Source organism: Granulosicoccus antarcticus IMCC3135, from assembly GCF_002215215.1.
Taxonomy (GTDB): Bacteria; Pseudomonadota; Gammaproteobacteria; order Granulosicoccales; family Granulosicoccaceae; genus Granulosicoccus; species Granulosicoccus antarcticus.
In genome coordinates, this window is the sequence record NZ_CP018632.1 from 4451012 (window position 1) to 4476262 (window position 25251).

Below are 25251 nucleotides of genomic sequence, written 5' to 3' on the forward strand. Positions count from 1 at the left end.
ATCATGGCAAAGCGTTCGAAAAAGGCGCCAGTGCCCCCGGATTTTCAGGTGGCGCTGGTGTCGATGCCTTTTGGATCAGTCGACCGCCCTGCGCTGGGTATCAGCCTGTTGAAGCAGGGGTTGACCGAACGCGGGATTACTTGCGATGTTCACTATCTACTCAGTGAGCTGCTCGATCTGACTGGGCTTGATACATATCGATGGCTGACTGACGGGGTGCCCTACACTTCGTTTGCTGGAGACTGGTGTTTCACGTTACCTCTTTATGGACGCCAGCCTGATCTCGATTGGGATTATGTGCAATCGATTCTACTGGAGACCTGGCGGTTGAGTCGCCAGGATGTCGCCCGTATCATTGCCATTCGCGAGCAGACGCCCGCCTACATTGAACAATGCCTGACAACTGTCGACTGGAACCGTTATCAACTGGTAGGCTTTACGTCAACCTTTACCCAAAATCTTGCCTCACTGGCACTAGCCCGTGCGTTGGCCAGCAACTACCCGCACCTGCAGATAGTGTTTGGTGGTGCCAACTGGGAAGACCAGATGGGCAAGGCACTGTTTCAGCAATTTTCGTTTGTCGACTTTGTATGTCAGGGCGAGGCTGATCACAGCTTTCCAATGCTCGTTGATAGCTTGGCCCAAGGTAGCACTCTGGATCACATACCAGGGTTGCTCTATCGGGACAATACAGCTGCGGTAGTCAGCACATTGCCTGCAGAACCTGTCAAGGACATGGACACTGTCTCCATACCTGATTTTAGCGATTACTTTGCGATGCTGGACAAAGGGACCCGGCGAGCACAGGTGACCCCGGCACTCTTGCTAGAAACCTCGCGCGGTTGCTGGTGGGGTGCCAGCAGTCATTGTACATTTTGCGGCCTCAACGGAAACGGTATGGTGTTTCGGTCCAAGTCTGCCGATCGTGTCCTGTCGGAGCTTGCGAGCCTGGAGTCCACCTGGCAGGTTCATGACATTTCCGTGGTCGATAATATTCTTGATATGCAATATTTTCGTACTCTGCTACCACGGCTCGCAGAACAGAGAAGCCCACGTCGTTTGTTCTTCGAGGTGAAGGCAAATCTGAGTCGTCAGCAGGTCAGCTTGCTGCGTGACTCGGGCATTCGGAATATCCAGCCTGGAATTGAGAGTCTTTCAACACATGTGCTCTCATTGATGCGGAAAGGAACGGATGCACTACGCAACGTGCAACTGTTGAAATGGTGCCGCGAACTGGATGTATCAGTTGACTGGAACATCCTCTACGGATTCCCCGGGGAAAGACTGGAAGACTATTCATCGATACTGGAAACATTCAGGAAGATAGGCCATCTACAGCCGCCATCAGGGCATGGTCAGATTCGCCTCGATCGTTTCAGCCCTTATCACTCGACACCTGCACTGTTTGGCATTCTCAACGTGCGACCCATGGCCGTTTTCGCCTACCTCTACCCTTTCGACGACGCATTGCTGAAGCAGATGGTGGGTTATTTCGATTTCGACTATGACGACAAACACACCCCCATCGATGCCTCCGAACTGTTGGCGGCCATCGATCTGTGGAAGCGTGATTACGAACGTCCGGAGCTTCGGGTGGAGGATGACAGATCCGTGCTCACGATCACTGACACACGACAATCGTGCGACCCCAGGCGCTACCAACTGGCTGGCTTTGACCGACTGATCTATGTTCTGTGTGATCGAGTCAGTAGTGTCACCAGCATCCAACGGCGCCTGCAGGGACTGTTTCCTGCCTCGCATTTCAGCGTTGAGGATATTCAACACCTGCTTGACTGGCTCGAGAAACATGAACTGGTGTTGTGTGAAGGCAAACATTATCTGGCTCTGGGAATCTATGAAAATTTTCCCGACTCACTGGCAAATGCCGCAGAACAACGTCACAGACCCAGGTCGCGTACAACAATTGGAACTGTGCCTGTCGTCAATATGACGATGAAAGACACGCGTACACTGGTGCAACGCGCAGACGTGTTGGAGACAAGTACATGACAGGCACTGATGACAAATTGACAGCCACCGTTCTACCCAGGTCAGAAAGCACAATCGGTGCTGCGGTTGTGGCTCTGGAAGCACTGCATTTCGCCGTACAGAGGATCATCGGCGGATCTTTGGTAATTACTGCCAATCGACTGATATTTTCGGAAGCTTTTGATTATGCGGTCACGGTAGACGACCAGCAGCACGCGTTCTTTCTTGTCGAAGGCACTGCGATATCCGAACTGTCTCAGATAAAACTTCCCTCAAGCCTTGCCGACAGCTGCACGGCAGTGGAACTGCATCAGCCACTGGATTTCGGCCCCGGCAGTTTCGGATAAGCCATGATGACGACTCGCCAGCGCCCGGCTATAATCGCAAGTGGTGGTGCATTGCTCATCGACCAGTTGATATCAGCTACGCTGTTCAGGGCACTGTTTAAAGAATGTGCCTCGCAGAGGTCTGTTGCGAAAGAACAGGTGCAGACCACCAGTGGTCAGGGTCACTGGCGTTCAGCAGACCCTGCCAGACATCTGGCTTCGGCAGACGGCGGGCCATCCCAAATGGCCTTCTACCACGACACCGATCTACACCATACGTTATCCCAGTGGTGCGGATGCCGGTTGAAACCCACATCGGGTTGCGGCACCTATTCGTACTATGACCAGCAAGGGCATTTTCTGGCCCGGCACCGGGATATCCGAACCTGTGACGTGACTCTGGTCACCTGCCTTCACCGGGTCGACGCACCAGTCCCCTCAGGCGCATTGAGAGTCTACCCTGCCTCCATTCGCACGCCGCTTGAGCGGATCGATGCCGCCGCCGCCCATCGTGACCTGCACCCACAGCAAAGCCAGTCAGTGCTGCTGCTGGGCGGCTGCGTTCCACACGAGGTACTACCCGCTGCAGACGGCTTCCAACGCTGGATCAGCGTCTTGTGTTTCCAGATGGTCAAGGTATGACCTGCAGCAGGTCACAAGCCATCAACGGTTCCGACGCTCTCCCAGAATCTGCCCGAGCACGGCATTCGCCGCATCGATAACACTGGTTCCCGGTCCGAATATCTCCGCAACACCTGCATCACGCAAGGCATCGTAGTCCTGTTCCGGAATGACTCCGCCGCAAACGACCTTGATATCGGCATGCCCCTTATCAGCCAGCAAATTGATCAGTTGTGGTATCAACGTTTGATGACCTCCGGCCAGACTGGAGACACCGACAACATCGACCCCATCCTTGATGCACAGCTCAGCCACCTCTTCTGGGGTGAGAAAAAGATCGGACATGCCTATCTTGAAGCCGATATCACCGAACGATGAGGCAATCACCTTTGCACCGCGATCATGTCCATCCTGGCCCATTTTGGCCACCAGCAAATGCGGCGCCCGACCGTGTGAGCTCTTGAAATCTTCAACACGTTTTCTGACATGTACGAATTCAGGCGATGTTTCACTCTGTTTTTCATAGATGCCCGAAACCACTTCGGTCTTGGCCTGATGCCGACCAAATTCGCTTTCCAGCGCGTCTGATATTTCACCCAGAGTTGCTCGACTTCGAGCGGCGTCCACAGCTGCTGCCAGTAGATTACCGGACTGACTCTTGGCAATCTGTGTCAAATCCGCCAGGGCCTTTGCACAGACCGACTCGTCACGCTCGCGCTTAACCCGCTTGAGCCGTTCGATCTGCTGACGTCGAACCTCGGCATTGTCGACTCTGTGCACATCAATGGGTACCTCATTTTCCAGACGATACTGATTGACTCCCACGATCACATCATCGCCATTGTCTACCCGTGCCTGACGGGCGGTAGCGGCCTCCTCTATACGGCGCTTGGGCAGACATCAAGCAAGGCCTTGGTCATGCCACCATGCTCTTCATCACGCTGGTTTCCGACATTCCCGATTCAGCACGACACCACTTCGTGGGCATCGACAATGTGTCTGCCGGTCGCGTGGTTGGCAATCTGATGGGCCGATTCATCAGAACGAGCCGCAACTACTGGGGCTCTATTCCATTGCCGCGGGCAACAAGGGCATCCTGCAGGCACTGGATGACACCGACAAGTCACCCGTTGTCATCATGCACGAGCTGTCCGACCCGGTTCGAAAAGCTGTGGCCAAAGGACAAGTGGATGCGATCATTTCCCAGAATACCGATCACATCGCGCGCAGTGCCATGCGCGTTCTACGCGCCTATTACGAAGGCAAGCCAATCGTTGAATCGCAGGAACGCATTCGTATGGATATATTATTGGCGGATAATATTTATTGAAAGCCTCGGTACCCTGGTCGGTCGATGAATACGTATCGAATTGCTGGGCTCAGGCCATCTGCCGTGCCAGTTACTTTTTAGCCGTGAATTTAAAAAGAATCAACTACCATCTGTAGTGATTCTGTACGTCACCTTACCCGTAAAAATCACCCTATCCGGTGGTGGTGTTCCATGAATATGCGCAAGAATATGAAAACCCCCGGGGGCTTCGACAAACTCTTTGATATCCATACCATTTTGCTTCATGGTCAGCTGTTTCCGGTTACCACCGAATCTGAGATTGAAATCGTTCACGCCGGCCAGAAAAACCTCCTTGCGCTCACCGTTCACCTCTGCGGCAATGTACAACTTCATCGATTCCAAAAAATTGAAATTGTCGGCCAGCCCGTCTTCCTTCTGATCTAATGAAGATTCGGTAGAAGAGGGAGCAATCTCCCATACCAACCTGCGTACCTGTATGGAGGCAACAGTGCTCAGGTCAGTACTCTCAAGCTCTGACTTCAAATCCAGATGGATCGGCGTCAGTTCGCTGTTTAACTCGCTGGACATCCTGGCGTCTTCTACAAGATTCTCCGGCAGGTTCTGTTCCACCCGGAAACGATCAACGCCCTGTGTCTTGTCCGTATAGAACATCAGGAAAAAAAGAACGGCAGACCCACAGATGAGGTTAGTGACAAGTTTCCTTGAAATTAGCATGTGATCGCTGGAGGATGACATTTTCACCCAATCCTGAACTGACAGTAACTGTACAGAACGCAGGAATCACGCCGTTCTTATTATATTTCGGATTATAGAGGGATACATTCAGGGCTGAACTTCGACACCCCGGAGCCTGACCTGTCACTCAACAATGCTCACGATGGCCCAGTATGCTGATTGGTGTGCATCTGCTCAAGCGATAATGCAAGTTGTGTCAAACACACAGCTCGCTCACCCATCCATCAGCGATTTCGACGCTCCCCCAGAATCTGCCCAAGCACAGCATTCGCCGCATCGATGACACTGGTTCCCGGTCCGAAGATCTCCGCAACGCCGGCATCACGCAAGGCCTCGTAGTCCTGCTCAGGAATAACCCCGCCGCAAACGACCTTGATATCAGCTCGACCCTTATCAGCCAGCAAATTGATCAGTTGTGGTATCAAGGTTTGATGACCTCCGGCCAGGCTGGAGACACCCACCACATCAACCCCATCCTTGATACATAGATCAGCCACCTCTTCTGGGGTCAGGAAAAGATCGGACATGCCTATCTTGAAGCCGATATCACCGAACGATGAAGCAATGACCTTTGCACCGCGGTCATGCCCATCCTGACCCATCTTGGCCACCAGCAGATGCGGTGCCCGACCGTGTGAGGTCTTGAAGTCTTCCACACGTTTTTTGACATGCAGGAACTCAGGTGATGTCTCACTCTGTTTTTGATAGATACCCGAGACCACTTCGGTCTTGGCCTGATGCCGACCAAATTCGCTTTCCAGCGCGTCTGATATTTCACCCAGGGTTGCCCGGTTTCGAGCAGCGTCCACAGCCGCTGCCAGTAGATTACCGGACTGACTCTTGGCAATCTGTGTCAAATCCGCCAGTGACTTTGCACAGATCGCCTCATCACGCTCGCGCCTCACCCGCTTGAGCCGTTCGATCTGCTGACGCCGAACCTCGGCATTGTCGACTCTGTGCACATCAATGGGCACCTCATTTTCAAGGCGATACTGATTAACACCCACAATCACATCATCGCCATTGTCTACCCGCGCCTGACGGGCGGTAGCGGCCTCTTCTATACGGCGCTTGGGCAGACCATCAAGCAAGGCTTTAGTCATGCCTCCATGCTCTTCGATCTCCTGGATCATGGCCCAGGCAGTCTCCATCAGCTCCGAGGTCAGGGATTCGACATAATAGGAACCACCCAAAGGATCGACCGTACGGGTAACGCCGGTCTCATGTTGCAGTATCAGCTGTGTATTACGGGCGATGCGTGCAGAGGCCTCGGTTGGCAGAGCAATCGCCTCATCAAAAGAGTTTGTATGCAGCGATTGTGTTCCACCCAGCACCGCAGCCAGCGCCTCATAGGCAGTCCTGACTACATTGTTGTAAGGGTCCTGTTCGGTCAATGACACACCGGAGGTCTGGCAATGGGTACGCAGCAGCTTGGAGCTTTCTTTCTGTGCCCCCAGATCAGTCATGATGCGAGACCACAGCATGCGGGCGGCACGTAGCTTGGCCACCTCCATGAAGAAGTCCATGCCGATGCAGAAAAAGAACGATAACCTGCCAGCAAAGGCATCGATATCCAGCCCTTTGGATTGCGCGGCTCGTACATATTCCATGCCGTCAGCCAGCGTATAGGCAAGCTCCTGCGCCAGGTTTGCACCCGCCTCCTGCATGTGATATCCGGAAATTGATATCGAATTGAAACGCGGCATCTCCCGGGAGGTGTAATCGATGATATCGGCCACGATTCGCATGGAGGGCTCAGGTGGATAGATATAGGTATTACGCACCATGAATTCTTTCAGAACATCGTTTTGTACCGTGCCGCTGAGCAACGACTGATCATAGCCCTGCTCCTCACCTGCCACGATAAACATGGCCAGGATAGGCAGAACAGCGCCGTTCATAGTCATCGATACCGACATCTTGTCCAGCGGGATACCGTCGAACAGAATCTTCATGTCTTCCACGGTATCGATCGCAACGCCAGCCTTGCCAACATCACCGACGACGCGCTCATGATCACTGTCATAGCCACGGTGGGTGGCCAGATCGAAAGCGACCGACAAGCCCTTCTGACCCGCTGCCAGATTCTTGCGATAGAAGGCGTTGGACGCCTCCGCTGTGGAGAAGCCTGCATATTGACGAATCGTCCAGGGACGACCGGTGTACATGGTGGCCCGTACACCCCGGGCGAAAGGCGCCACACCCGGAATGGCTTCAGCGGCTGCGGCCGGACTGTCCTCAATCGTATACAAAGGCTTGATGGAAATACCTTCGGGGGTCTGGGTGCAGATCGATTCCAGCGGTCGATCTTTTAGCTCCCGACGCGCAAGCTCGGTCCAGGTGCTATTGCTCTCACTCATGTTTCGAACTCCATGATGATGTCATCCACCTGCAGACTATCACCAGCGGCCACCGGTACGCTAGAGACCACGCCGCTCACTTCGGATTGCAGTACGTTCTCCATCTTCATGGCCTCAACGATTGCCAGTGGCTGACCGGGCTCTATCTTGTCGCCTTCCTTGACCAGCAAGGTGGTAACCAGCCCAGGCATCGGGCATAGCAGATAGCGGGACATATCGGCAGCTTGCTTGACTGGCATCAGCAATGCCAGCTCAGCCTTGCGCTCACTGAGCACCTGCGCCTTGACCAGATAACCACCGTGTTCCAGACCGATGGCTGCCACACGCCGACTGAGCTTGAAGTCATAGGCCTTGTCATCCACCAGCAGGCTCAGAATGGTATTGCCGGCAACCCAGTCCGTGCTTACCCGGAGCTGCTGACCTTCCACCTCAAGCTGATAGTGATCCTGCTGATCGATCAGGGTTACAGGCACCTGTTCACCGGCAATCAGCACTTTGGAGACGTGGCGGCCATTGGCCCGCGCACCCGACATCACATTGGATTGACGACCCTGAGGGTTGCTGCGTATGGACTTTCTGGCAATAACAGCGGCAGCCATTGCGAACAATTTCTTGATATCCGCTGGCGGCTCCACATCATTGAAGCCATCCGGGTATTCCTCTTCGATGAAGGCGGTGCTGATGTTGCCCGACTTGAATCGAGGATGATTCATGATGGCCGACAGGAACTGCAGATTGTTACCCACCCCTTCCAGCTCGAACTGATCCAATGCACGCGACATGGCATCAATGGCCGCTTCTCGTGTGGGTGACCAGGTACACAGCTTGGCAATCATGGGATCGTAGTACATCGAGATCTCACCGCCCTCATCCACACCCGTATCGTTACGCACCACCAGCTCATCACTGGCACCACTGACCGGTGGTCGATAGCGACTCAAGCGGCCGATGGAAGGCAGGAACCCACGCTTGGGATCTTCGGCATACAGACGGCTTTCAATCGCCCAACCATTCAGCTTGACCTCATCCTGTGTCAGCCCGAGCTTCTCACCCGCTGCCACCCGAATCATCTGCTCAACCAGGTCGATACCGGTGATAAGTTCTGTAACCGGATGCTCAACCTGCAGACGTGTATTCATTTCCAGAAAGTAGAATTGCTTCTCGCTGTCAACGATGAACTCGACCGTACCGGCACTCACGTAATCCACGGCGCGACTCAAGGCCACCGCCTGCTCACCCATGGCACGCCGAGTCGCCTCATCCAGAAAAGGCGATGGTGCCTCTTCCACGACTTTCTGATTACGGCGCTGAATGGAACACTCGCGCTCACCCAGGTAGAGGCAGTTGCCGTGAGAATCTGCCAGTACTTGTATTTCTATATGGCGAGGAGAGGTAATGAATTTTTCGACAAAGATGCGATCGTCGCCGAAGGAGGATTTTGCCTCTGACTTGGAGCGCTCGAAACCTTCCAGAGCTTCGGCATCATTCCAGGCGATACGCATGCCCTTGCCACCGCCACCAGCGCTGGCCTTGATCATGACGGGATAGCCGATTTCGGAGGCGATTTTCACACAGTGCTGAGCATCGTCAATGATGCCCATGAAGCCTGGTACCGTATTGACACCGGCTTCAGACGACAGTTTCTTGGAGGTGATCTTGTCACCCATGGACAGCATGGCACTGGGCGAGGGACCGATAAAGGCGATACCCTCTGCTGCCAGACGTTCGGCGAACGCCGCCTGCTCTGAAAGAAAACCATAGCCCGGGTGCACGGCATCAGCGCCACTCTTGCGACAGGCATCAATCACCTTGTCGATTTGCAGATAGCTTTCTGCGGCTGTCAGGCCACCAATGCAAACCGCCTCATCGGCCGTGCGCGTATGCAGAGCTTGAGCATCGGCATCAGAATAGATCGCTACCGTCTTGATACCCATTTTCTTGGCGGTGCTGAACACACGGCAAGCTATCTCACCACGGTTGGCTACCAGAATCTTTTTAAACATGGTCGCTTGTCTCATAGTGGGATGTTGTCGTGCTTCTTGACCGGGCTCGTTACGCTCTTGTTCTTGAGAATCTCGAACGCTCTACCGACACGTCGACGAGTCGAATGCGGCTGGATTACCTCATCAATAAAACCGCGTTGGGCAGCGATGAAGGGATTGGCGAAACGATCTTCGTAGTCACGTGTGCGGCTGGCAATCTTTTCGGCATCATCACGCTCACTTCGATACAGAATCTCGGTCGCCCCTTTAGCTCCCATAACCGCAATTTCCGCCGTCGGCCAGGCGTAGTTGACATCGGCTCTGATGTGCTTTGAGGCCATGACGTCATAGGCACCGCCGTAGGCTTTACGCAAGATGACGGTGACCTTGGGCACAGTCGCCTCGGCGTAGGCAAACAACAGCTTGGCACCGTGTTTGATGATGCCGCCATATTCCTGAGCGGTACCGGGCAGGAAGCCTGGCACATCGACCAGCGTCAACAAGGGGATATTGAAGGCATCGCAGAAACGGACAAAGCGGGCCGCTTTTCTGGCGCTGTTGATATCCAGACAACCGGCCAGGACCATCGGCTGATTAGCGACGACACCGACACTCTGGCCATTGATGCGGATAAAGCCGCACAGGATGTTGCCAGCAAAGTCTGCCTGTATTTCAAAGAAATCACCCTCATCGGCAATGCAACGAATAGCCTGGTGCATGTCGTAGGCCTTGTTGGCATCCTTGGGCACCAGGGTATCCAGAGAAGGCTCTAGCCGATCGAAGGCATCAACGGTTTCCGATATCGGCGCTTTGTCCTGACTGGACAGCGGCAGGAATTCGTAGAGTCTTCTGATCTCAAGCAGAGCGTCCACATCATTATCAAATGCGCCATCAGCGACAGACGAGGTTTTTGTGTGAGTACCGGCACCGCCCAGCTCTTCTGCCGTGACGATTTCATTGGTCACGGTCTTGACCACATCGGGGCCGGTGACAAACATATGGCTGGTATCGCGCACCATGAAAATGAAGTCCGTCATGGCGGGGGAATAGACCGCACCACCGGCACAAGGACCCATGATGACCGAGATTTGCGGGATGACACCCGAGGCCTGCACGTTGCGATAGAACACCTCGGCATAGCCACCCAAGGAGGCAACCCCTTCCTGGATACGGGCACCACCAGAATCGTTAAGGCCAATGAGCGGCACGCCATTCTGAACCGCCAGATCCATGACCTTGCAGATCTTCTCGGCATGGGTCTCAGACAAGGAACCACCGAAGACGGTGAAGTCCTGAGAGAACACATACACTGGGCGACCATTGATGGTGCCCCAGCCGGTCACCACTCCATCTCCGGGTGGTCGATCCTCACTCATGCCAAAATCGACACAGCGATGCGTCTTGTACAGATCGTATTCTTCAAAGGATTCGTCATCCAGCAAGACATCCAGTCGTTCACGCGCGGTCAGTTTGCCTTTGGCGTGCTGTTTGTCGATCCGAACCTGTCCGCCTCCCAGGCGTGCCTGTTCGCGACGTTTCTCCAGTTCTTGCGTGATGGCGTTCATGCATGCTGCTCGTTTTTGTATTTCCTGAGCATCGCAATAAATATTGACCAATGCAAGTGTATTAAGGCGTTACGTTGTGAATGTTGCAAATTACAATAATTAATTAGTAAACTTGTATAATGAGAAGCCAAAAACTGTTCCTCGGTGAAAAACTGCGCGTTCTACGTGAAGAGCACAAGCTGACGCAAGCCGGATTTGCACAGAAGCTGGGGATCTCCACCAGCTACCTGAACCAGCTTGAGAATAACCAGCGTCATGCTACAGCGACCATTCTGCTGGGCCTGGCAGAGCATTTTGCCGTGGATATCGCCAGCTTGTCGCGCCAGGATGGTGATCGGCTACTGGCGAGCCTGACAGAGTGTTTTGCCGATCCTGTTTTCAAGGGCAAGGTACCTTCCTCGCGAGAATTACGACTGGCCAGCCAGAACTCTCCGGGTGTTGCCATGGCTCTAATTGCCATGCATGAAGCCCTGCGACGCTCCAGTGATCAGCTAGCGGAGCTGGATGACACCATTACCCGCGCAGGCGTTATCGTCCAGCCAACACCCTATGAACAGATCAGGGATTATTTCCATTTTAACGACAACTATGTCCATGAGCTGGATCTGCTTGCAGAATCGCTATCAACCAGTCTCTTTGATGAGACCTCTACGGATCGCGATCAACAGCTGACGCAGTATCTACACGACAAGCACAGTGTCACCATTGGCGTGGACCTGTCGAACAGCTCCACTATTCGATCCTTTGATCCACATACGCGCCAACTGCACCTGAACCGTCGACATCCCAGCTCCACCCGAGCCTTCCAGATGGCGCACCAGATTGCCTTGTTGGAACACGCAGACATCATGAATAAAATCATCGACAAGGCCAGCTTCGGTAGCGATGAGGCCAATAGTATCTGTCGCCGAGGCCTGGCCAACTATTTTGCCGGGGCATTGCTGATGCCCTACACCCGCTTTCAGAAATCCGCACGCGAACTACGCCATGACCTGGTTGATCTGGCAGATCGCTTCCAGTGCAGCATTGAACAGATAGCCCACCGCCTGAGCACCTTGCAAAGGCCCGGACTAAACGGCATTCCCATTTTCTTTGCTCGCCTGGATCGGGCTGGCAATATTACCAAACGTCACAGCGCCACCAAATTGCAGTTTGCCCGGTTTGGCTCGGCCTGCCCTTTATGGAATGCGCATCGAGCTTTTGAGTCTCCCGGAAAAATCATTCGGCAACTGGCGGAAACACCGGATGGCGTACAGTACCTGTGCCTGGCTTGCACTGTTGACAAACCAACGGGAGGCTTCAAGGACCCGACCCAGCAATATGCCCTGGCACTGGGTTGCGAGTACCGGTTCAAGGATGAGTTTGTTTACAGCGACAGTTTTGCGGGCCAGCCACTGGAGAGCTTTGAGCCTATTGGAGTTTCTTGTCGTATCTGTGAACGTGAAAATTGTGTGCAGCGGGCATTACCACCCTTGAAGCGGGAGCTGATGATTGATCAGAATAATCGGGCTTTAATGCCATACTCCATCAGCTCTTGATGCTGGGCCTGATGTAGCCCCGCTTGCATATACTCTGCGGATGTGAATGTGTGTTCAGCTCTTTTGTCGAAACGAGCAGAAGCGCTCAAATGTGTAAACAATGTGTATCCATAGCATGCTAATAAGCAATACATCCTGAGTCTATATGTTACATTTTTCATCACAGGGCATCGCGTCGAAACGTTGATCAAGCCGATCCACGTAATTTTCGCGATTAAAAGATCCTGATTATTAATACTCTCACGACGGCCAACCTTGGAAGCCAATTCATGCGTACGAAAAACACATGCACCTCACTTGCGTTATCGACCTTTATTCCGGTTTTCTTGTCAATCGGATTACTGGGTGCAACTGCAGCGCAAGCAGGTAATGGCCACGGTCACTCTAAAAAAAATCACCATACCCATGGCAAGCCGGAAAAAGTGGAAGTATGCCACGTCAAGCCTAATGGTAAGACCAAACTACTGTCGCTCTCCCTGAACGGCGCATTAAGTCATATGGAAAACCATGATGGCGCTGATTTCTTTCCGGTTGATGGTGATTGCGACCAATCCAATGATTGTGTTCTCGGCTCTACTGCGAATGAAATTACTCGCCGTTTAACCGAACTTGCCTACGAGCAAGAGCCACCCTTTGAGGAATACAACGATGAACGCTTTGAGAATTCCCTTACAGTCACGAATGCTTCTGTATTAGTGCCTGCCACCTGCTCCATAGAAGCCGATTTCCAATTGGATGTCACGGTTATTGAAACTGGCGAAACTGTAACAGTAACCCCTGCGACAACCGCCAATTACGACTTTCCGAATATCCCCGGGACAAATTCAATTGACCTGTTTTCCGAAGAGCAAATCAACTCATGCAAAATCACCCTGGGTTGTGATTGATTAATCTCTGACGCATTTTCCCTCAGGCCATCACTACCGATGGCATCCGACCTCATCGGCTCCTCAAGGCGCCGATGAGGCTTGCTCATGCAGACAAAGCTTAGCTCCTTGTCCTTGAAGCCAATCAATTGATGTGAATTCAGTCCATCAAGATGTGCTGACTCGCCATACTCTATAGGCGCCCCATCGCAGCCATTCCCAACTCGCGCCCTGCGGCGCTGATGTAGAGGCTGCTTGCCCAACTTGGCACAAACTCGCCCTATAGAGAACACTCAACGTTCCTGTGATCGAACCTGGTGCCGCACCTGCATATTGGCAAAGCGATAGCTACCCGGACATTGCCCTCCGGGCAAAGTTCACAATAGTTATATGAAGTTAATCTCACGCCAGGCCCCTATATGCACAAGACATCGGTCCAACCATGCATACCGGCGAGAATGCTTTAATGCCGAATGTTAAAGCAGCCAGCTTGAGGGTCGCTAACATGTTACTACGGCATTTTAATAATGATGTTCTGGAATGCCCTTCACAGAACACAAACAAAGCTGTCGCTTGCGTGCAGCTACAGGAAAATTGTTATGAGCAACAACTCCAAAAAAGCTTCAATCACATCACTACCAACAAAATCACCTGAGACTGAGCCGGCACCTGTCACCTTTGCCGATGGCGACCTGGGAATGATTCAGTCGATTCTGTTTCGCACAGCATCACTTGAGATCGAACAAAGAATTACAGCGCTTGAGGCAGCTAATCAAGCTCAGTTCAAAGCGCTTGAACAAAGACTGACTGAAAAATTGCAGCACTTGACACAATTGGATTCTGAAAAAGTAAATCAGGAGAATCTGTCAAAACTATTGGCTGGTTTGTCTCGCGACCTGGGCCCGTCCAACTCTTAGATCGCAAGAGCACAAAACCACCATGAGCTCTGCACAACGCCAACACATCGATGAGGCAACAGATACCGACGCGCAACTAGCGCATTTGCGTGAACTGTTGCTGCTGCAAGTCAATGAACAGCAAGCGGCACAACAGAAATTGCTGGAGGACATCACGACACGACAAGATGATCTCAGCAGGCGCACCGCTGATGTCAGTGAGGTGTTGCGTGAGGCAATTGATCACTTGCATGAACGTGGTGTCTCACTTGCCGAGGCGCTTGAACCGGACATTCTGAAAGGCGTCAAACGTACGTTTGAAACCGAGCCTGATGTAATGGCCGGAGCACTGTATCCGGTTCTGGGTCCAGCGGTTCGAAAACTGGTGGCAAGCTTGTTCGAACCATCCAACATAACCAAAGGCGCGCCATATCAGATAGAACAACTGCTGCTCATACATACTGAAAGCAGCATTGTACTCTCGCAGGTTGTGGTCGAAGACCGTACAACCCAGGATGCCGATATCGTCTCGGGAATGCTCGACGCCATACGTCATTTCGTCCAGGAGGCTTTTGCCGTCGATAATTTTGATGGCATGAACACGCTCAGCATTGGCGATATTACCGTCTGGGTTGAATGGGGTCCCAAAGCTGTCCTGGCCGTCGTCATCAGAGGCATGGCGACAGAGTTGGACAGACAACCCTTTGTAGAGATTCTTGAGCGCATACACGCCCAGTACAGCGCACCGCTAGATCAGTTCAACGGTGAATTAGCCACTTTTGAGCCCATCAAAGCGGATTTGGAATCGTGTTTATCAGCGCAAATTCAAGAGAAAAAAAAGACATCATTATGGGGCCATCGTCGGCTCAACAGTATCATTCTGGGCGCAGCTGTACTGTTCACATCCATCGCGTTCGTAACCAACGAACGACATTCCCGGTGGGACTCTATCCTGAATGAGCTCTCGAGCACGCCCGGTCTTGTCGTGTTGAACACTGAGCGTGGCTGGCGAACATCTCGAATTCAAATGCTCAAGGATCCGCAGGCACGCTCACCAAAGCTGGTGCTGTTACTGGCTGGCATTGACCCCTCTGACTTGACACTGACAACTCATGCCTTTCTGTCAGCTGAAAATGAAATTGTGCGGCGACGTACAAACCAGGTTCGGGCGTCTACAGACGCCAGTAACGAGCCAGGCTTGCTAACGTCCGTTCAATCAAATGAAGAGTAAACGAACGTGATTACAAAAAAAATATGCTTGCTTGGAACAGTGAGAGTTGGCAAAACGAGCCTGGTAAGACGATTCGTTTCCAGTACATTTTCTGAACGCTACCTGACAACGATCGGTGTAAAGATCGACAAGAAAATAGTCTCACTGGAGCAGGAAGATGTTCAGCTTGTGGTATGGGATATCCAGGGTGAAGATAAATACCGGAGAATCCTGATTTCGTATCTTAAAGGCTTATCAGGATATATGCTGGTGATCGACAGCTCGCGCTCTGAAACCGTTGAAACAGCTATTGAAGTGCACGAACGCGTGAAACAAGCCTACCCCGGGCTGCCATACGTTGTGATACTGAGTAAATGCGACTTGGATGAAGATCCGCTGCTCCAGGATGCCATTACAGTGCTTTGCGAACAGGCCTGCACCACAGTGAGCACCAGCGCATTAACAGGCGATGGTGTTGACGAAGCTTTTCACGCATTGACCAGCCGGATGATCACACTCAGACCGACGGGTTAGGGGAAAAGAGCTAATGGTCGCGTATTCACACAATAGAGAGGGTTTGCCAGAGTCCGGACGATCTGGCATAAACCACTGTGAGATAGGGGCCAGAGAGGTCACTGAAAACTCTTGCTTGAACGTATACCAGATGGTTGAAGGGTTTTCACAAGCAGCGCTGCTGGTTGATCACAAGCATCTCGTGCTGACGTGCAATCCGGCGCTCAACAAGCTGCTGCCTGAACTCACCCGCAACGCTGAATTCAAGCTACAGGCACTGCTTCATGAATCACCTCTGGCGTTGCCATTACCCTATACTGCCAATGACGATATCGATGCTGTTTTTGCCAATGGCAAAACGATAGAGCGGCAGGTCAGTTTTAAGCATTCCTCGGGCAGCACCTGTCAGCAACGCATTCAGTATTTCGCCTCACGGGTAGCACAGGAAAAGGTACTGGGGGTGCTGATTGTCTTCACGGACATAACCCATGCTCAGGAGCAGGAACGCAGGGTTTATGAGGCGAATGAGGAGCTCACTCAACTTCAGCATCATTTATCGCACGATCTATCCGCACCGATCACCTCCATCGGTGGACTTCTGCAAATGATTACCGGCGATTTCGAGGATGGAGAGTTCGACGAAATACCCGAATTACTGCAAGAATCCGAGTCTCAGATCGTGCGACTCAAGGGACTTATCAGTGATCTGATGTCATTGGCACAATCAGGCGTGAATGAACCCACGATCACAACCTTTGATGTCAGAGAGCTGGTGCAGGACATCTCCGACTTGTTGAGTGGCCATAGCAGGACGCTGGAACTGAGCATAACAGTCGACTGCTCAGTTGATACGTTAACCTCTGATCGTGTTCGCGTTAAACAGATATTGACCAACCTGATCTCTAATGCACGAAAATTTCAGAATCCGGATGAGGTGGCTCCAGAGATCGTGGTACTGCTAAAGGAAAATGAGCAGGGTACTGAACTGATTGTGCAGGACAATGGTATTGGCATCTGCGAGAGCCGCAAGGATAGCCTGTTCGATCTTTTTGTCCGAGGTGATGCAGCGGGGCAACCCGGACATGGCCTGGGGCTGTACATCGTACGAAAGCATGTCGCAAAACTAGGTGGTAGCGTCGAAATATCACGATGCAGCAAGCCTACGGAGTTCACGATTTGTCTGCCTCATACCACCTCCTCTTTATAGGTGCTGACACAGCCTGGCTATCATGGTTTTGAGCTCCCAGGCATGATCGTTCGCCAAATGCATGAGCAACGGTGTACGCCTGTGCCCATTTTTTGACAGTCCTTTTAGACCACAAAACAATCTTGCGTGCGCCAGTCATATCAAGTGACACTGAAAACCGAATCTAGCGCACAAGAGAGAAAAGGTATGAAATATTCGGTATGCTTTCTCTCGCTGATATTTTGCAGTTCATGCACAACTGCAACACTCAAGCAACCAACAACTGAGCCAGAGCCAGTCTTACCATCAGAACCAGAACCGTTACCCACGAGTCCTCTAACTGACGACAAGACGGTTACTCAGTGCGATATATCGCCCGCAATATCCTGGATGGCAAGCCAGACTATCGATTATTCCCAGGACCCCAGCAATGAGTGGCGTGACTGTAGCGGAAACTTCTTGCGACTATCCAGCTATGTTGCCGATATGTGCGAAGTGGACTTGGTTGCTCCACCTGGCATCAAAGAATACGTACAAGGTGGCAACAACCAAAGACCGGGTGTGGCAGAAGCAAGAACCACACGGGGCATCGCTAAATGGTATGACGAGAAGGGAATGTTTGTACCCATTTTTTACGATGGCAAGAAACTGACCGAAGCCCCCGACGCCCTATTGGCTATACGTGAAAACCTGAAGCCTGGTGCGGTTTTGTGGTTCTCAAGCAAACAACCGCTGGCTGCGAAGAAAAAGGAAGGCCTCTACAAAGAGGCCGGTGGCTATATAGGCCATATGGCCACGATAACCAGCGTAGAAAAAAACTCAGACGGTCTTGTTACCGGATGGAAAATGTACCACGGTCAGAACGAACGAAAAAACAACGGCATCACAGAGCACTGGTGGGACTGGCCAAGCGCTTACACCAGCAAAGGCCAGGCGTATCCACCCGGTGGTTACTGGAATCAAAGGATTGTTGGTTTTTCGCAAAGCCTGGTACCGGATTCGGACATAGCGGTTGTCGCTTTGGATAACTAGTAGGAGCTGACACAACAGTCAGAGGCAGCAAAACGCCTGACCATTTCTTGAACCCACGCCTCTTGATCCTACGACTCGTTCTCCCAAACCGGAGATGCCCCAATCCTGTCCAGCAGAAAATCAATAAACACCCGCACCTTGGCCGTCAGCACATTGGACTTCGGATACACCAGCCACAGCATCGTCTGCTCATCAGCCCTGTAGTGCGGTAAGACCCGAACCAGACTACCCTCGTTGAGTTCACGATGAACACTCCACAGCGAATTGATCGAGATGCCTGCTCCGGCAACTGTCGCCAGCTTATGGCTCAAACCATCATCAATGGTCAGACGACTGCCGGCCTGCTTCGGATTGAAATCTGCCACCGCGCCATTCGCATCCACCAGCAAACGCGACGCGTTGTCCTTGAAGCTTATCAGCTGATGCGAGTTCAGCTCATCCGGGTGCACAGGCTCGCCATGCTCTTCCAGGTAGCCTGGTGAGGCGCACAGAATGCGCGTATCGTTCGCAAGCTTGCGCCCCTTGAGGCTCGAATCCGCCGGTGTCGAGCTTCGTAGCGCCAGATCAAAACTGCCTTCGATCAACGGCATTTGCGTATCGGTTAACCGCAGATCCAGTCGAATGGCAGGCTGCAGACGCAGGAACTCAGGCAGCAGCGGCGCTATATAGAGCTGTGCGAACGTGCTGGAGGCGGCAAAACGAAGTGTCCCTGATGGCATTGCAGTGCCACGCCCAAGGGCGTTGTAGGCGGCCTCCTCTTGCGCCAGCATTTCCCGGGCATAGGGCAGGAACTCGGCGCCTTCCATTGACAGGCTCACACTGCGTGTCGAGCGATGCAGCAGATCGGCACCCAGGGATTTTTCCAGCTTTGCCAGCCGTGAGCTGGCCACCGCCGGCGCCATATTCAGCTCGCGCCCGGCGGCACTGATGTTCAGCTTGTCAGCAGCCAGTACGAATAGGCGGATGCTTTGCGTATCCATTGATTATATTCAAAATGCGAATTCTGAAGTCTTTATACAGCATCTTATATTCCTGATGAATAATCTCTATCGTTAAGACCTCGCTGGTTCTGGCCTGTACTGAAAGCATATTCATGAGTAACCCCACACCTTGCTCACCCCAAGCTGTCTCTGAGAACAGTCAGAGTTGCGCGTTCGAATCCATCAACGCCGGCTTTGACAACGTGTTCAAGACGAACCGTCTGAGCCTGGGCCTGGTTGTACCGATTGAGACCTACGCACACTCGCCGGTGCCAACCCTGAACGACCACCTTGAACGCGTGCAGTTGGCAGAAGCATTGGGGTTCTCGGCAGTATGGTTACGCGATGTGCCTTTCAACGTCCCGGCCTTTGGCGATGCTGGCCAGCAGTTTGACCCGTTTGTCTATCTGGGCTACCTGGCAGCTCAAACCCGCCGTATTACACTGGGTGTTGCCAGCATGGTTCTACCGCTAAGACATCCGGCTCATACAGCCAAGGCTGCTGCCAGTGTCGATGCACTCTCTGGCGGACGACTGGTACTGGGGATTGCCTCTGGCGACAGGCCAGAAGAGTACCCGGCTCTGGACATCCCTTTCGAGGAACGTGGCGCCCGATTTCGCGACAGTGTCGACTATATACGCAATATGGCTAGCGACTCCCCTCGCTTCACCAACCCTCTGGGACAAGTGCGTGGTGATATGGACATGTTGCCCAAACCGGTCGGTGCCCGCCTGCCGCTTCTCATCACCGGCGGCTCTCAGCAAGATCCCGAGTGGATTGCCAGAAATGGCGATGGCTGGATGACCTACCCGCGCAGCATTGTCCAACAATCTCAGGTCGTTGGTGATTATCAGGCGCGCATAGCGGCCGCGAGCGGCAAACCCAAGCCTGTCATGCAACCGCTGTACGTGGACCTGGTCGAAAATCCAGACACCCCGCTCAGCCCCATACACCTGGGCTTTCGCACAGGCGTGCATGCCTTGCGTGCCTATCTGCAATCACTTGAAACCATTGGCGTCAATCACGTCGCCCTGAACCTGCGTTTCAATCAATCCGCCATCGAACCTGCCCTGCAGATTCTTGCGGACGAACTACTGCCCGATTTCCCTACACTTTCGGAATTCAATTCATGAGCAAGACAATACTGATCACCGGCGCAACCGATGGTATCGGGCTGGCAACAGCAAAAATGCTGGTAGAAAAAGGCCATAAAGTTCTACTGCACGGACGTAATCAATCCAAACTGGAGGCGGTTGCAGAATCACTGTTGGCCTTGTCAAAGGATGCCAGTATCGAGTGCTTCGTCGCTGATCTGTCAAAACTGTCAGATGTGGATGCGCTGGCGCAGGCAGTAGCGGACAAGCATCAGAGACTGGATGTTCTGATCAACAATGCCGGTGTTTTCAAAACCCCTGATGCCAAAACCGCTGATGGTTTTGACACACGCTTCATGGTCAATACCATTGCCCCTTATCGTCTTACACAAAAACTGCTGCCATTGATCGGTACCGATGGACGAATCATCAACTTGTCCTCAGCCGCACAGGCCACCGTCAATCTTGAGGCTCTGGCAGGCAACGCCAATGTGAGCGAAATGGAAGCCTACGCCCAAAGCAAGCTTGCGATCACCATGTGGTCTCGCCTGCTTGCTGAAAAAGCCGATGCCCCGACCGTCATCGCTGTCAATCCTGGCTCGATGCTGGGCACGAAAATGGTCAAGCAAGGTTTCGGAGCCGAAGGCCATGATATTGGCATCGGTGCCCGAATTCTGTGCCGGGCAGCACTGGACAGTGACTTTAAAAGCCACTCCGGCCAGTACTTCGATAATGATAGCGGACAGTTCGCAGCCCCTCATGCCGATGCCTTGAATGCGGAAAAATCGGCTGCTGTGGTGAAGTTGATTGATTCGATTCTTACCCAACACACCGCCTGACTCAACACGCCTCACAACTCAACCAGACACACACCCTCATGAAAGCCATTGCTCATACCCAAGCCTGTCCAATTACAGCCGACAACGCACTCATCGAACTCACGATAGACAAGCCACAGCCCGCAGCTCACGATCTGCTGGTTCGAGTCCACGGCATATCGCTCAACCCGGTCGATGTCAAGGTGCGAGAAAACATGGCGCCAGAGGGCGCACATCGCATCCTTGGCTATGATGCGGCTGGCATCGTAGAAGCGGTTGGTTCCGAAGTCACTCACTTCAAACCAGGCGATGAAGTGTTCTATGCCGGAGAGTTCATGCGCCCGGGCAGCAATGCCGAGTATCAGCTGGTAGATGAACGTCTCACCGGACGTAAACCCTCATCACTGGGCTTTGCCGATGCTGCCGCTGTCCCACTCACCGCTATCACTGCCTGGGAAATACTGTTTGATGCATTCAAGCTGAACGAAGGTGATGGTATGGGCGAAGCTTTGCTGGTCATTGGTGGTGCCGGCGGCGTCGGATCCATTCTGATTCAGCTGGCCAAGAAACTGACAAACCTGACCGTGATCGCCACTGCCTCTCGACCAGACACCATTGAGTGGGTCAAGAAGATGGGAGCTGATCACGTCGTGAATCATCGCAACCCACTGAACGAGGAACTCAAGGCGCTGGAAATACAACCTCGGTACGTTGCAGCTCTCACAGGAACAGACCAGCACTGGGATGCGATCATCGAACTGATCAAACCACGTGGTCATATTGCAATGACTGATGATCCGCAGGACCTGAATATCAACGCCATCAAACTCAAAGCCCTGACCCTGACCTGGGAATTCATGTTCGCCCGCTCGATCTTTCAAACAGAGGATATGGATGTACAACACACCCTTTTGAACAGAGTATCGGAACTGCTGGACAACAACAGCCTGATCACCACGGCTAATCACCACGGCGGTGAAATGAATGTGAAGAACTTGCTGGCAGCCCATGAGTTTCAGGAAAGCGGTCGTGCTATCGGCAAGTCAGTCCTGGATGGTTTCAAATAGGCTGACCCGCTAGAACGGCACACAGCGCGCAGGCAATCTTTCCATCACTAAGGAGCCGACACCGGATGTCGGCTCGTTGCTGGATGAGACGTCGCTTACTGCAAAGGTGACATCGCCGTCGCTTTCACACGGTGTACCACCATCCCATCCCGATCCATGACCTCACCAACACGAGGTGCCAGGTCATTCACCCATTTATCGGATTCATAAACATCCTTGTAGAATTTTTTACATTGCGCATCGTCCTCGAAACGACGTATCCAGAAATACACCGAATCATCTTCCTCACCCTGGTAGCTGCCACACAGCACCAGACCATGGGTGACTTGAAACGGGATGATTTCAGAGTGCATCAACTCCAGCCAGGCATCCATTTTTCCGGGACGAATTCTGTATTGTCTGATTTCAAAAAAAGCCATTACTCAGTATCTCCTTGTGGTTTGTGGTTTCAAGCTCAAGCCAGGACATCATCCGAACAGCTCACTCGCAGCAAGTTCAGCATGGCCTCGTTCAACTCATTATTCAGGCTGTTTTCTGCCAGAACGCATGGCGTAGGAACACAGCATTTCATACAGAATGTTGGATGCCAGAACCGCCGTATTGCCCGATTGATCATAGGGCGGTGAGACTTCGACCAGATCACCGCCGATAAGGTTCAGTCCATAAGTGCCTCGCACAATCTCAAGGCCCTGATGCGAGGTCAGTCCACCTGGCTCAGCGGTGCCGGTACCGGGAGCATACGCAGGATCAAAAGCATCTATATCGAAGGAGATATAGACAGGATGATTGCCCATCATCTGGCGAACCTCCTCCATGAGCGGCGCCAGAGATTTGTACCAGATCTGCTCGGCCTGCACCACGCGAAATCCCTGCTGACGGCCCCAGTCAAAATCATCATCCGCGTAGCCTGTGGCGCGCAAGCCAATCTGGATAACCTTATCGGGCGCTACCAGTCCCTCTTCAACCATGCGTCTGAAAGGCGTGCCATGTGCAATCTTCTCGCCGAACATCACATCGTTGACATCAGCATGGGCATCTACATGGATCACACCCACAGGCCCATGCTTGGCAGCCATGGCGCGAATGATGGGCAGCACGATCGTATGGTCGCCGCCCAAGGTAAAAGGTGCCGCGTCATACTTCAAAATGCCATCATAGAACTCCTTGATGATATCAACGCTTTTCTGAAGATTGAAGGTATTGACCGGCACATCGCCAATATCAGCCACCTGCAAATGATCGAATGGCGACAGACGGGTTGCCATGTTGTAGGGCCGAATCATTGCCGACTCCTGACGAATCTGTCGCGGCCCGAAGCGCGTGCCCGGTCGGTGAGAGGTGCCGATGTCCAGTCCGATGCCGACAAAGCAGGCATCCAGCCCTTCAGCTGTTGCCTGGGAGGGCAAGCGCATCATGGTCGATGGGCCTGAAAAACGGGGCATTTCATTGCCACCCAATGGCTGGTTGTTCATCGAGTCTCCTGAGACATGTGATCGTTGAGAACTCGATAGTAGTGCAATTTGGCGCTTATTCAGATTGAAAAATCAATATGAATATGATTTCCATCCGGATCCCAGACATTGAACTGTACGATGTTGAAGGAGGGAACTTCAGAACGCTCATAGCGTTCACCACACTCTTGCAGTCGGGTTTCGAACGATGCCATATCCGTGGCTGCAAAGGCGAAGTGCTCAAGCTTCAACGCCACCTCGGAGCCAGCTGCAGGAGAACCTTCAATCCCGACCAGGTGCACCGTTGCGCTATCACCGGCGTACATCCACGCCCCTGGAAACGGGAAGTTGGGGCGCTCTCCGGAACGCATGCCCAGTACCGTCGTATACCAACTCACCATGGCATCAAGTTGCGTCGTGCGTACATTGACGTGATCGAGTTTTACAAGAGGCATGGCGCGGTTCCAAGTCTGTCTTCGACCCCGCCAGAAGAGACTGTCAGGGCCGAAGAAGGTTAGCTTATTCTGGCGATCAAGCCAGATGTCATAGTCAGAATGATTCTACAACAACCTTGCCTTTGGCTTTACCCGTCTCAACCAGGGCATGTGCCTTGCGCATATTCTCGGCATTGATCGGGCTCAGTACGGTATCCAGTGTGGTGCGAATACGACCCGCATCAATCTCACCAGCAACGTAATTCAACAGATTGTGTTGCTCGATCATGTCAGGTGTCTGATGCATGGCACGAGCAAACATGAATTCCCAGTGCAGGCTAGCGGCTTTCACCTTCATACCCGCCATAGGCATGGGCTGCTCGGTATCATCAATCGTCACGATGGCACCTTCTGGCCGGATCAGTTCAACCGCTGTTTCCCAATGACGCATATCGTTGAAGATCGCGATATGGTCAACGTGCTGAAGACCCAGAGCTCGCACCTGCTCAACCATGGGCTCACGATGGTTTACCACATGATCTGCTCCCAGCTCTTTAACCCAGGCAGTCGTTTCAGGGCGCGAAGCTGTTGCGATGACCACCAGGCCAGCAGCCTTTGCCAATTGAATGCCGATGGAACCCACACCACCACCTGCACCAATGATCAATACTGTCTGCCCTTTGTCAGCCCCGTTTCGATCAATTTTCAATCGATCAAAGAATGCTTCGTAGGCTGTGATGGTGGTCAGTGGCAAGGCCGCCGCTTCTGCAAAGCTGAGGCTTTTGGGCTTGGCGCCGACAATGCGCTCATCAACCAGCTGAAACTCTGCGTTGGAACCTGAGCGCGTAATATCACCCGCGTAGTAAACCTCATCACCGACGTTGAAAAGAGTCACATCGGGTCCAACCGACTCAACGATGCCACTGGCATCCCAACCCAGGACCCGTGGCGTCTCTTCAACGATATCCTTGGGGCCGCGAACCTTGGTGTCAACCGGGTTAATAGAAACCGCCTTGACAGCAACCAGTATGTCACGGCCTGCAGCGACGGGCTTGGGCAGCTCAACGTCGAGGAACGACTCTGGGTTTTCGATGGGAAGATAGTGTGTAAGGGCAACAGCTTTCATGGGTTTGTCTCTCAAATAATCAGGCGGCACACGGTAGTGCCTTTTAAAATCAGGTCTGAACGTGAACGGGTACAAGCTTGACGCCTCTTTCATCGACTATCGCAGGCGACGACTGATGGCCAAGTTGATGTTCTGGCATGGATAGGACTA

Annotated in this window: 24 protein-coding genes; 14 read left to right on the plus strand and 10 right to left on the minus strand. The window is 52.8% G+C overall.

The window, feature by feature from the left end:
• Window positions 1–3: 3 nt before the first annotated feature.
• Genes IMCC3135_RS19245 through IMCC3135_RS19255 form a run of 3 tightly spaced genes read left to right on the plus strand, consistent with a single transcriptional unit; the run spans window position 4 to window position 2957 of the window.
• Window positions 4–2010 (plus strand): RiPP maturation radical SAM C-methyltransferase, encoded by a 2007-nt coding sequence (locus tag IMCC3135_RS19245; RefSeq protein WP_088919082.1) that lies wholly within the window; start codon window positions 4–6, stop codon window positions 2008–2010.
• A complete protein-coding gene (locus tag IMCC3135_RS19250; RefSeq protein WP_088919083.1) occupies window positions 2007–2336 on the plus strand; it encodes a hypothetical protein in 330 nt (109 codons plus the stop codon). The genes IMCC3135_RS19245 and IMCC3135_RS19250 overlap by 4 nt, the downstream gene beginning before the upstream one ends.
• Window positions 2337–2339: 3 nt before the next feature.
• Complete coding sequence (locus IMCC3135_RS19255; protein WP_088919084.1) at window positions 2340–2957, plus strand: hypothetical protein; 618 nt, start codon at window positions 2340–2342, stop codon at window positions 2955–2957.
• Between the two features lie 21 nt (window positions 2958–2978).
• On the opposite strand, the gene IMCC3135_RS19260 is transcribed toward IMCC3135_RS19255, so the two are convergent.
• Complete coding sequence (locus IMCC3135_RS19260; protein ID WP_335589301.1) at window positions 2979–3833, minus strand: methylmalonyl-CoA mutase family protein; 855 nt, start codon at window positions 3831–3833, stop codon at window positions 2979–2981.
• On the opposite strand from IMCC3135_RS19260, the gene IMCC3135_RS19265 reads away from it, so the two are divergent.
• Window positions 3826–4266, plus strand: a complete 441-nt coding sequence (locus IMCC3135_RS19265; protein ID WP_088919086.1) for a type 1 periplasmic-binding domain-containing protein — start codon at window positions 3826–3828, stop codon at window positions 4264–4266. The genes IMCC3135_RS19260 and IMCC3135_RS19265 overlap by 8 nt on opposite strands.
• Window positions 4267–4365: 99 nt before the next feature.
• On the opposite strand, the gene IMCC3135_RS19270 is transcribed toward IMCC3135_RS19265, so the two are convergent.
• The 4 genes from IMCC3135_RS19270 to IMCC3135_RS19285 form a co-directional block, all read right to left on the minus strand.
• On the minus strand, window positions 4366–4899 hold the full coding sequence (locus IMCC3135_RS19270) for a hypothetical protein (protein ID WP_088919087.1): 534 nt from the start codon (window positions 4897–4899) through the stop codon (window positions 4366–4368).
• 308 nt (window positions 4900–5207) lie between these two features.
• The gene (gene scpA / locus IMCC3135_RS19275; protein ID WP_088919088.1) at window positions 5208–7343 is read right to left on the minus strand and encodes a methylmalonyl-CoA mutase; all 2136 of its coding nucleotides are present in this window, start codon (window positions 7341–7343) and stop codon (window positions 5208–5210) included.
• Window positions 7340–9346 carry an acetyl-CoA carboxylase biotin carboxylase subunit gene (locus tag IMCC3135_RS19280; protein WP_088919089.1) on the minus strand — a complete coding sequence of 669 codons (2007 nt, stop codon included), beginning with the start codon at window positions 9344–9346 and terminating at the stop codon, window positions 7340–7342. Before IMCC3135_RS19280 ends, scpA begins: the two co-directional genes overlap by 4 nt.
• Window positions 9347–9357: 11 nt before the next feature.
• The gene (locus IMCC3135_RS19285) at window positions 9358–10890 is read right to left on the minus strand and encodes an acyl-CoA carboxylase subunit beta (protein ID WP_088919090.1); all 1533 of its coding nucleotides are present in this window, start codon (window positions 10888–10890) and stop codon (window positions 9358–9360) included.
• Window positions 10891–11009: 119 nt separating this feature from the next.
• On the opposite strand from IMCC3135_RS19285, the gene IMCC3135_RS19290 reads away from it, so the two are divergent.
• The 7 genes from IMCC3135_RS19290 (at window position 11010) to IMCC3135_RS19320 (ending at window position 18131) form a co-directional block, all read left to right on the plus strand.
• Window positions 11010–12428 (plus strand): helix-turn-helix domain-containing protein, encoded by a 1419-nt coding sequence (locus IMCC3135_RS19290; RefSeq protein ID WP_088919091.1) that lies wholly within the window; start codon window positions 11010–11012, stop codon window positions 12426–12428.
• Window positions 12429–12697: 269 nt separating this feature from the next.
• Window positions 12698–13315, plus strand: a complete 618-nt coding sequence (locus IMCC3135_RS34240) for a hypothetical protein (RefSeq protein WP_157736132.1) — start codon at window positions 12698–12700, stop codon at window positions 13313–13315.
• A 506-nt stretch (window positions 13316–13821) separates the two neighbouring features.
• Window positions 13822–14211, plus strand: a complete 390-nt coding sequence (locus IMCC3135_RS19300; protein ID WP_088919093.1) for a hypothetical protein — start codon at window positions 13822–13824, stop codon at window positions 14209–14211.
• A gap of 22 nt (window positions 14212–14233) precedes the next feature.
• Entirely contained in the window at window positions 14234–15421 is a 1188-nt protein-coding gene (locus IMCC3135_RS19305; protein ID WP_088919094.1) for a hypothetical protein, read from the plus strand.
• Window positions 15422–15427: 6 nt separating this feature from the next.
• Window positions 15428–15934, plus strand: coding sequence for a Rab family GTPase (locus IMCC3135_RS19310; protein WP_088919095.1), 507 nt, complete (start codon window positions 15428–15430; stop codon window positions 15932–15934).
• 115 nt (window positions 15935–16049) lie between these two features.
• The gene (locus tag IMCC3135_RS19315) at window positions 16050–17120 is read left to right on the plus strand and encodes a PAS domain-containing sensor histidine kinase (RefSeq protein WP_169727494.1); all 1071 of its coding nucleotides are present in this window, start codon (window positions 16050–16052) and stop codon (window positions 17118–17120) included.
• 369 nt (window positions 17121–17489) lie between these two features.
• Window positions 17490–18131, plus strand: coding sequence for a hypothetical protein (locus tag IMCC3135_RS19320; protein ID WP_088919097.1), 642 nt, complete (start codon window positions 17490–17492; stop codon window positions 18129–18131).
• Between the two features lie 68 nt (window positions 18132–18199).
• Here IMCC3135_RS19320 and IMCC3135_RS19325 read toward each other — a convergent pair whose 3' ends face one another.
• Window positions 18200–19111 carry a LysR family transcriptional regulator gene (locus IMCC3135_RS19325; protein WP_088919098.1) on the minus strand — a complete coding sequence of 304 codons (912 nt, stop codon included), beginning with the start codon at window positions 19109–19111 and terminating at the stop codon, window positions 18200–18202.
• A 113-nt stretch (window positions 19112–19224) separates the two neighbouring features.
• Here IMCC3135_RS19325 and IMCC3135_RS19330 point away from each other — a divergent pair, with 113 nt between their 5' ends.
• The 3 genes from IMCC3135_RS19330 to IMCC3135_RS19340 are packed head-to-tail and all read left to right on the plus strand — an operon-like array spanning window position 19225 to window position 22090.
• Window positions 19225–20244 (plus strand): LLM class oxidoreductase, encoded by a 1020-nt coding sequence (locus tag IMCC3135_RS19330; protein WP_088919099.1) that lies wholly within the window; start codon window positions 19225–19227, stop codon window positions 20242–20244.
• Entirely contained in the window at window positions 20241–21044 is an 804-nt protein-coding gene (locus IMCC3135_RS19335; RefSeq protein WP_088919100.1) for an SDR family NAD(P)-dependent oxidoreductase, read from the plus strand. Before IMCC3135_RS19330 ends, IMCC3135_RS19335 begins: the two co-directional genes overlap by 4 nt.
• Window positions 21045–21082: 38 nt before the next feature.
• Complete coding sequence (locus tag IMCC3135_RS19340) at window positions 21083–22090, plus strand: zinc-binding alcohol dehydrogenase family protein (RefSeq protein WP_088919101.1); 1008 nt, start codon at window positions 21083–21085, stop codon at window positions 22088–22090.
• A 95-nt stretch (window positions 22091–22185) separates the two neighbouring features.
• Here the strand turns inward: IMCC3135_RS19340 and IMCC3135_RS19345 are convergent, their stop codons facing one another.
• The 4 genes from IMCC3135_RS19345 to IMCC3135_RS19360 form a co-directional block, all read right to left on the minus strand.
• The gene (locus tag IMCC3135_RS19345) at window positions 22186–22509 is read right to left on the minus strand and encodes an NIPSNAP family protein (RefSeq protein WP_088919102.1); all 324 of its coding nucleotides are present in this window, start codon (window positions 22507–22509) and stop codon (window positions 22186–22188) included.
• Window positions 22510–22608: 99 nt separating this feature from the next.
• Entirely contained in the window at window positions 22609–23562 is a 954-nt protein-coding gene (gene speB, locus IMCC3135_RS19350) for an agmatinase (RefSeq protein WP_088919103.1), read from the minus strand.
• A gap of 59 nt (window positions 23563–23621) precedes the next feature.
• On the minus strand, window positions 23622–23996 hold the full coding sequence (locus IMCC3135_RS19355) for a VOC family protein (protein ID WP_088919104.1): 375 nt from the start codon (window positions 23994–23996) through the stop codon (window positions 23622–23624).
• Between the two features lie 94 nt (window positions 23997–24090).
• Window positions 24091–25101, minus strand: a complete 1011-nt coding sequence (locus IMCC3135_RS19360; protein ID WP_088919105.1) for a zinc-binding alcohol dehydrogenase family protein — start codon at window positions 25099–25101, stop codon at window positions 24091–24093.
• Window positions 25102–25251 lie beyond the last annotated feature (150 nt).

Excerpts from the sequence above, each read along its gene's own strand:
- IMCC3135_RS19245 (WP_088919082.1), top strand. The coding sequence starts at position 4 with ATGGCAAAGCGTTCGAAAAAGGCGCCAGTGCCCCCGGATTTTCAGGTG.
- IMCC3135_RS19250 (WP_088919083.1), top strand. The coding sequence starts at position 2,007 with ATGACAGGCACTGATGACAAATTGACAGCCACCGTTCTACCCAGGTCA.
- IMCC3135_RS19255 (WP_088919084.1), top strand. The coding sequence starts at position 2,340 with ATGATGACGACTCGCCAGCGCCCGGCTATAATCGCAAGTGGTGGTGCA.
- IMCC3135_RS19270 (WP_088919087.1), bottom strand. The coding sequence starts at position 4,899 with ATGTTCTATACGGACAAGACACAGGGCGTTGATCGTTTCCGGGTGGAA.
- scpA (WP_088919088.1), bottom strand. The coding sequence starts at position 7,343 with ATGAGTGAGAGCAATAGCACCTGGACCGAGCTTGCGCGTCGGGAGCTA.
- IMCC3135_RS19280 (WP_088919089.1), bottom strand. The coding sequence starts at position 9,346 with ATGTTTAAAAAGATTCTGGTAGCCAACCGTGGTGAGATAGCTTGCCGT.
- IMCC3135_RS19285 (WP_088919090.1), bottom strand. The coding sequence starts at position 10,890 with ATGAACGCCATCACGCAAGAACTGGAGAAACGTCGCGAACAGGCACGC.
- IMCC3135_RS19290 (WP_088919091.1), top strand. The coding sequence starts at position 11,010 with ATGAGAAGCCAAAAACTGTTCCTCGGTGAAAAACTGCGCGTTCTACGT.
- IMCC3135_RS34240 (WP_157736132.1), top strand. The coding sequence starts at position 12,698 with ATGCGTACGAAAAACACATGCACCTCACTTGCGTTATCGACCTTTATT.
- IMCC3135_RS19300 (WP_088919093.1), top strand. The coding sequence starts at position 13,822 with ATGATGTTCTGGAATGCCCTTCACAGAACACAAACAAAGCTGTCGCTT.
- IMCC3135_RS19305 (WP_088919094.1), top strand. The coding sequence starts at position 14,234 with ATGAGCTCTGCACAACGCCAACACATCGATGAGGCAACAGATACCGAC.
- IMCC3135_RS19320 (WP_088919097.1), top strand. The coding sequence starts at position 17,490 with ATGGCAAGCCAGACTATCGATTATTCCCAGGACCCCAGCAATGAGTGG.
- IMCC3135_RS19325 (WP_088919098.1), bottom strand. The coding sequence starts at position 19,111 with ATGGATACGCAAAGCATCCGCCTATTCGTACTGGCTGCTGACAAGCTG.
- IMCC3135_RS19330 (WP_088919099.1), top strand. The coding sequence starts at position 19,225 with ATGAGTAACCCCACACCTTGCTCACCCCAAGCTGTCTCTGAGAACAGT.
- IMCC3135_RS19335 (WP_088919100.1), top strand. The coding sequence starts at position 20,241 with ATGAGCAAGACAATACTGATCACCGGCGCAACCGATGGTATCGGGCTG.
- IMCC3135_RS19340 (WP_088919101.1), top strand. The coding sequence starts at position 21,083 with ATGAAAGCCATTGCTCATACCCAAGCCTGTCCAATTACAGCCGACAAC.
- IMCC3135_RS19345 (WP_088919102.1), bottom strand. The coding sequence starts at position 22,509 with ATGGCTTTTTTTGAAATCAGACAATACAGAATTCGTCCCGGAAAAATG.
- speB (WP_088919103.1), bottom strand. The coding sequence starts at position 23,562 with ATGAACAACCAGCCATTGGGTGGCAATGAAATGCCCCGTTTTTCAGGC.
- IMCC3135_RS19355 (WP_088919104.1), bottom strand. The coding sequence starts at position 23,996 with ATGCCTCTTGTAAAACTCGATCACGTCAATGTACGCACGACGCAACTT.
- IMCC3135_RS19360 (WP_088919105.1), bottom strand. The coding sequence starts at position 25,101 with ATGAAAGCTGTTGCCCTTACACACTATCTTCCCATCGAAAACCCAGAG.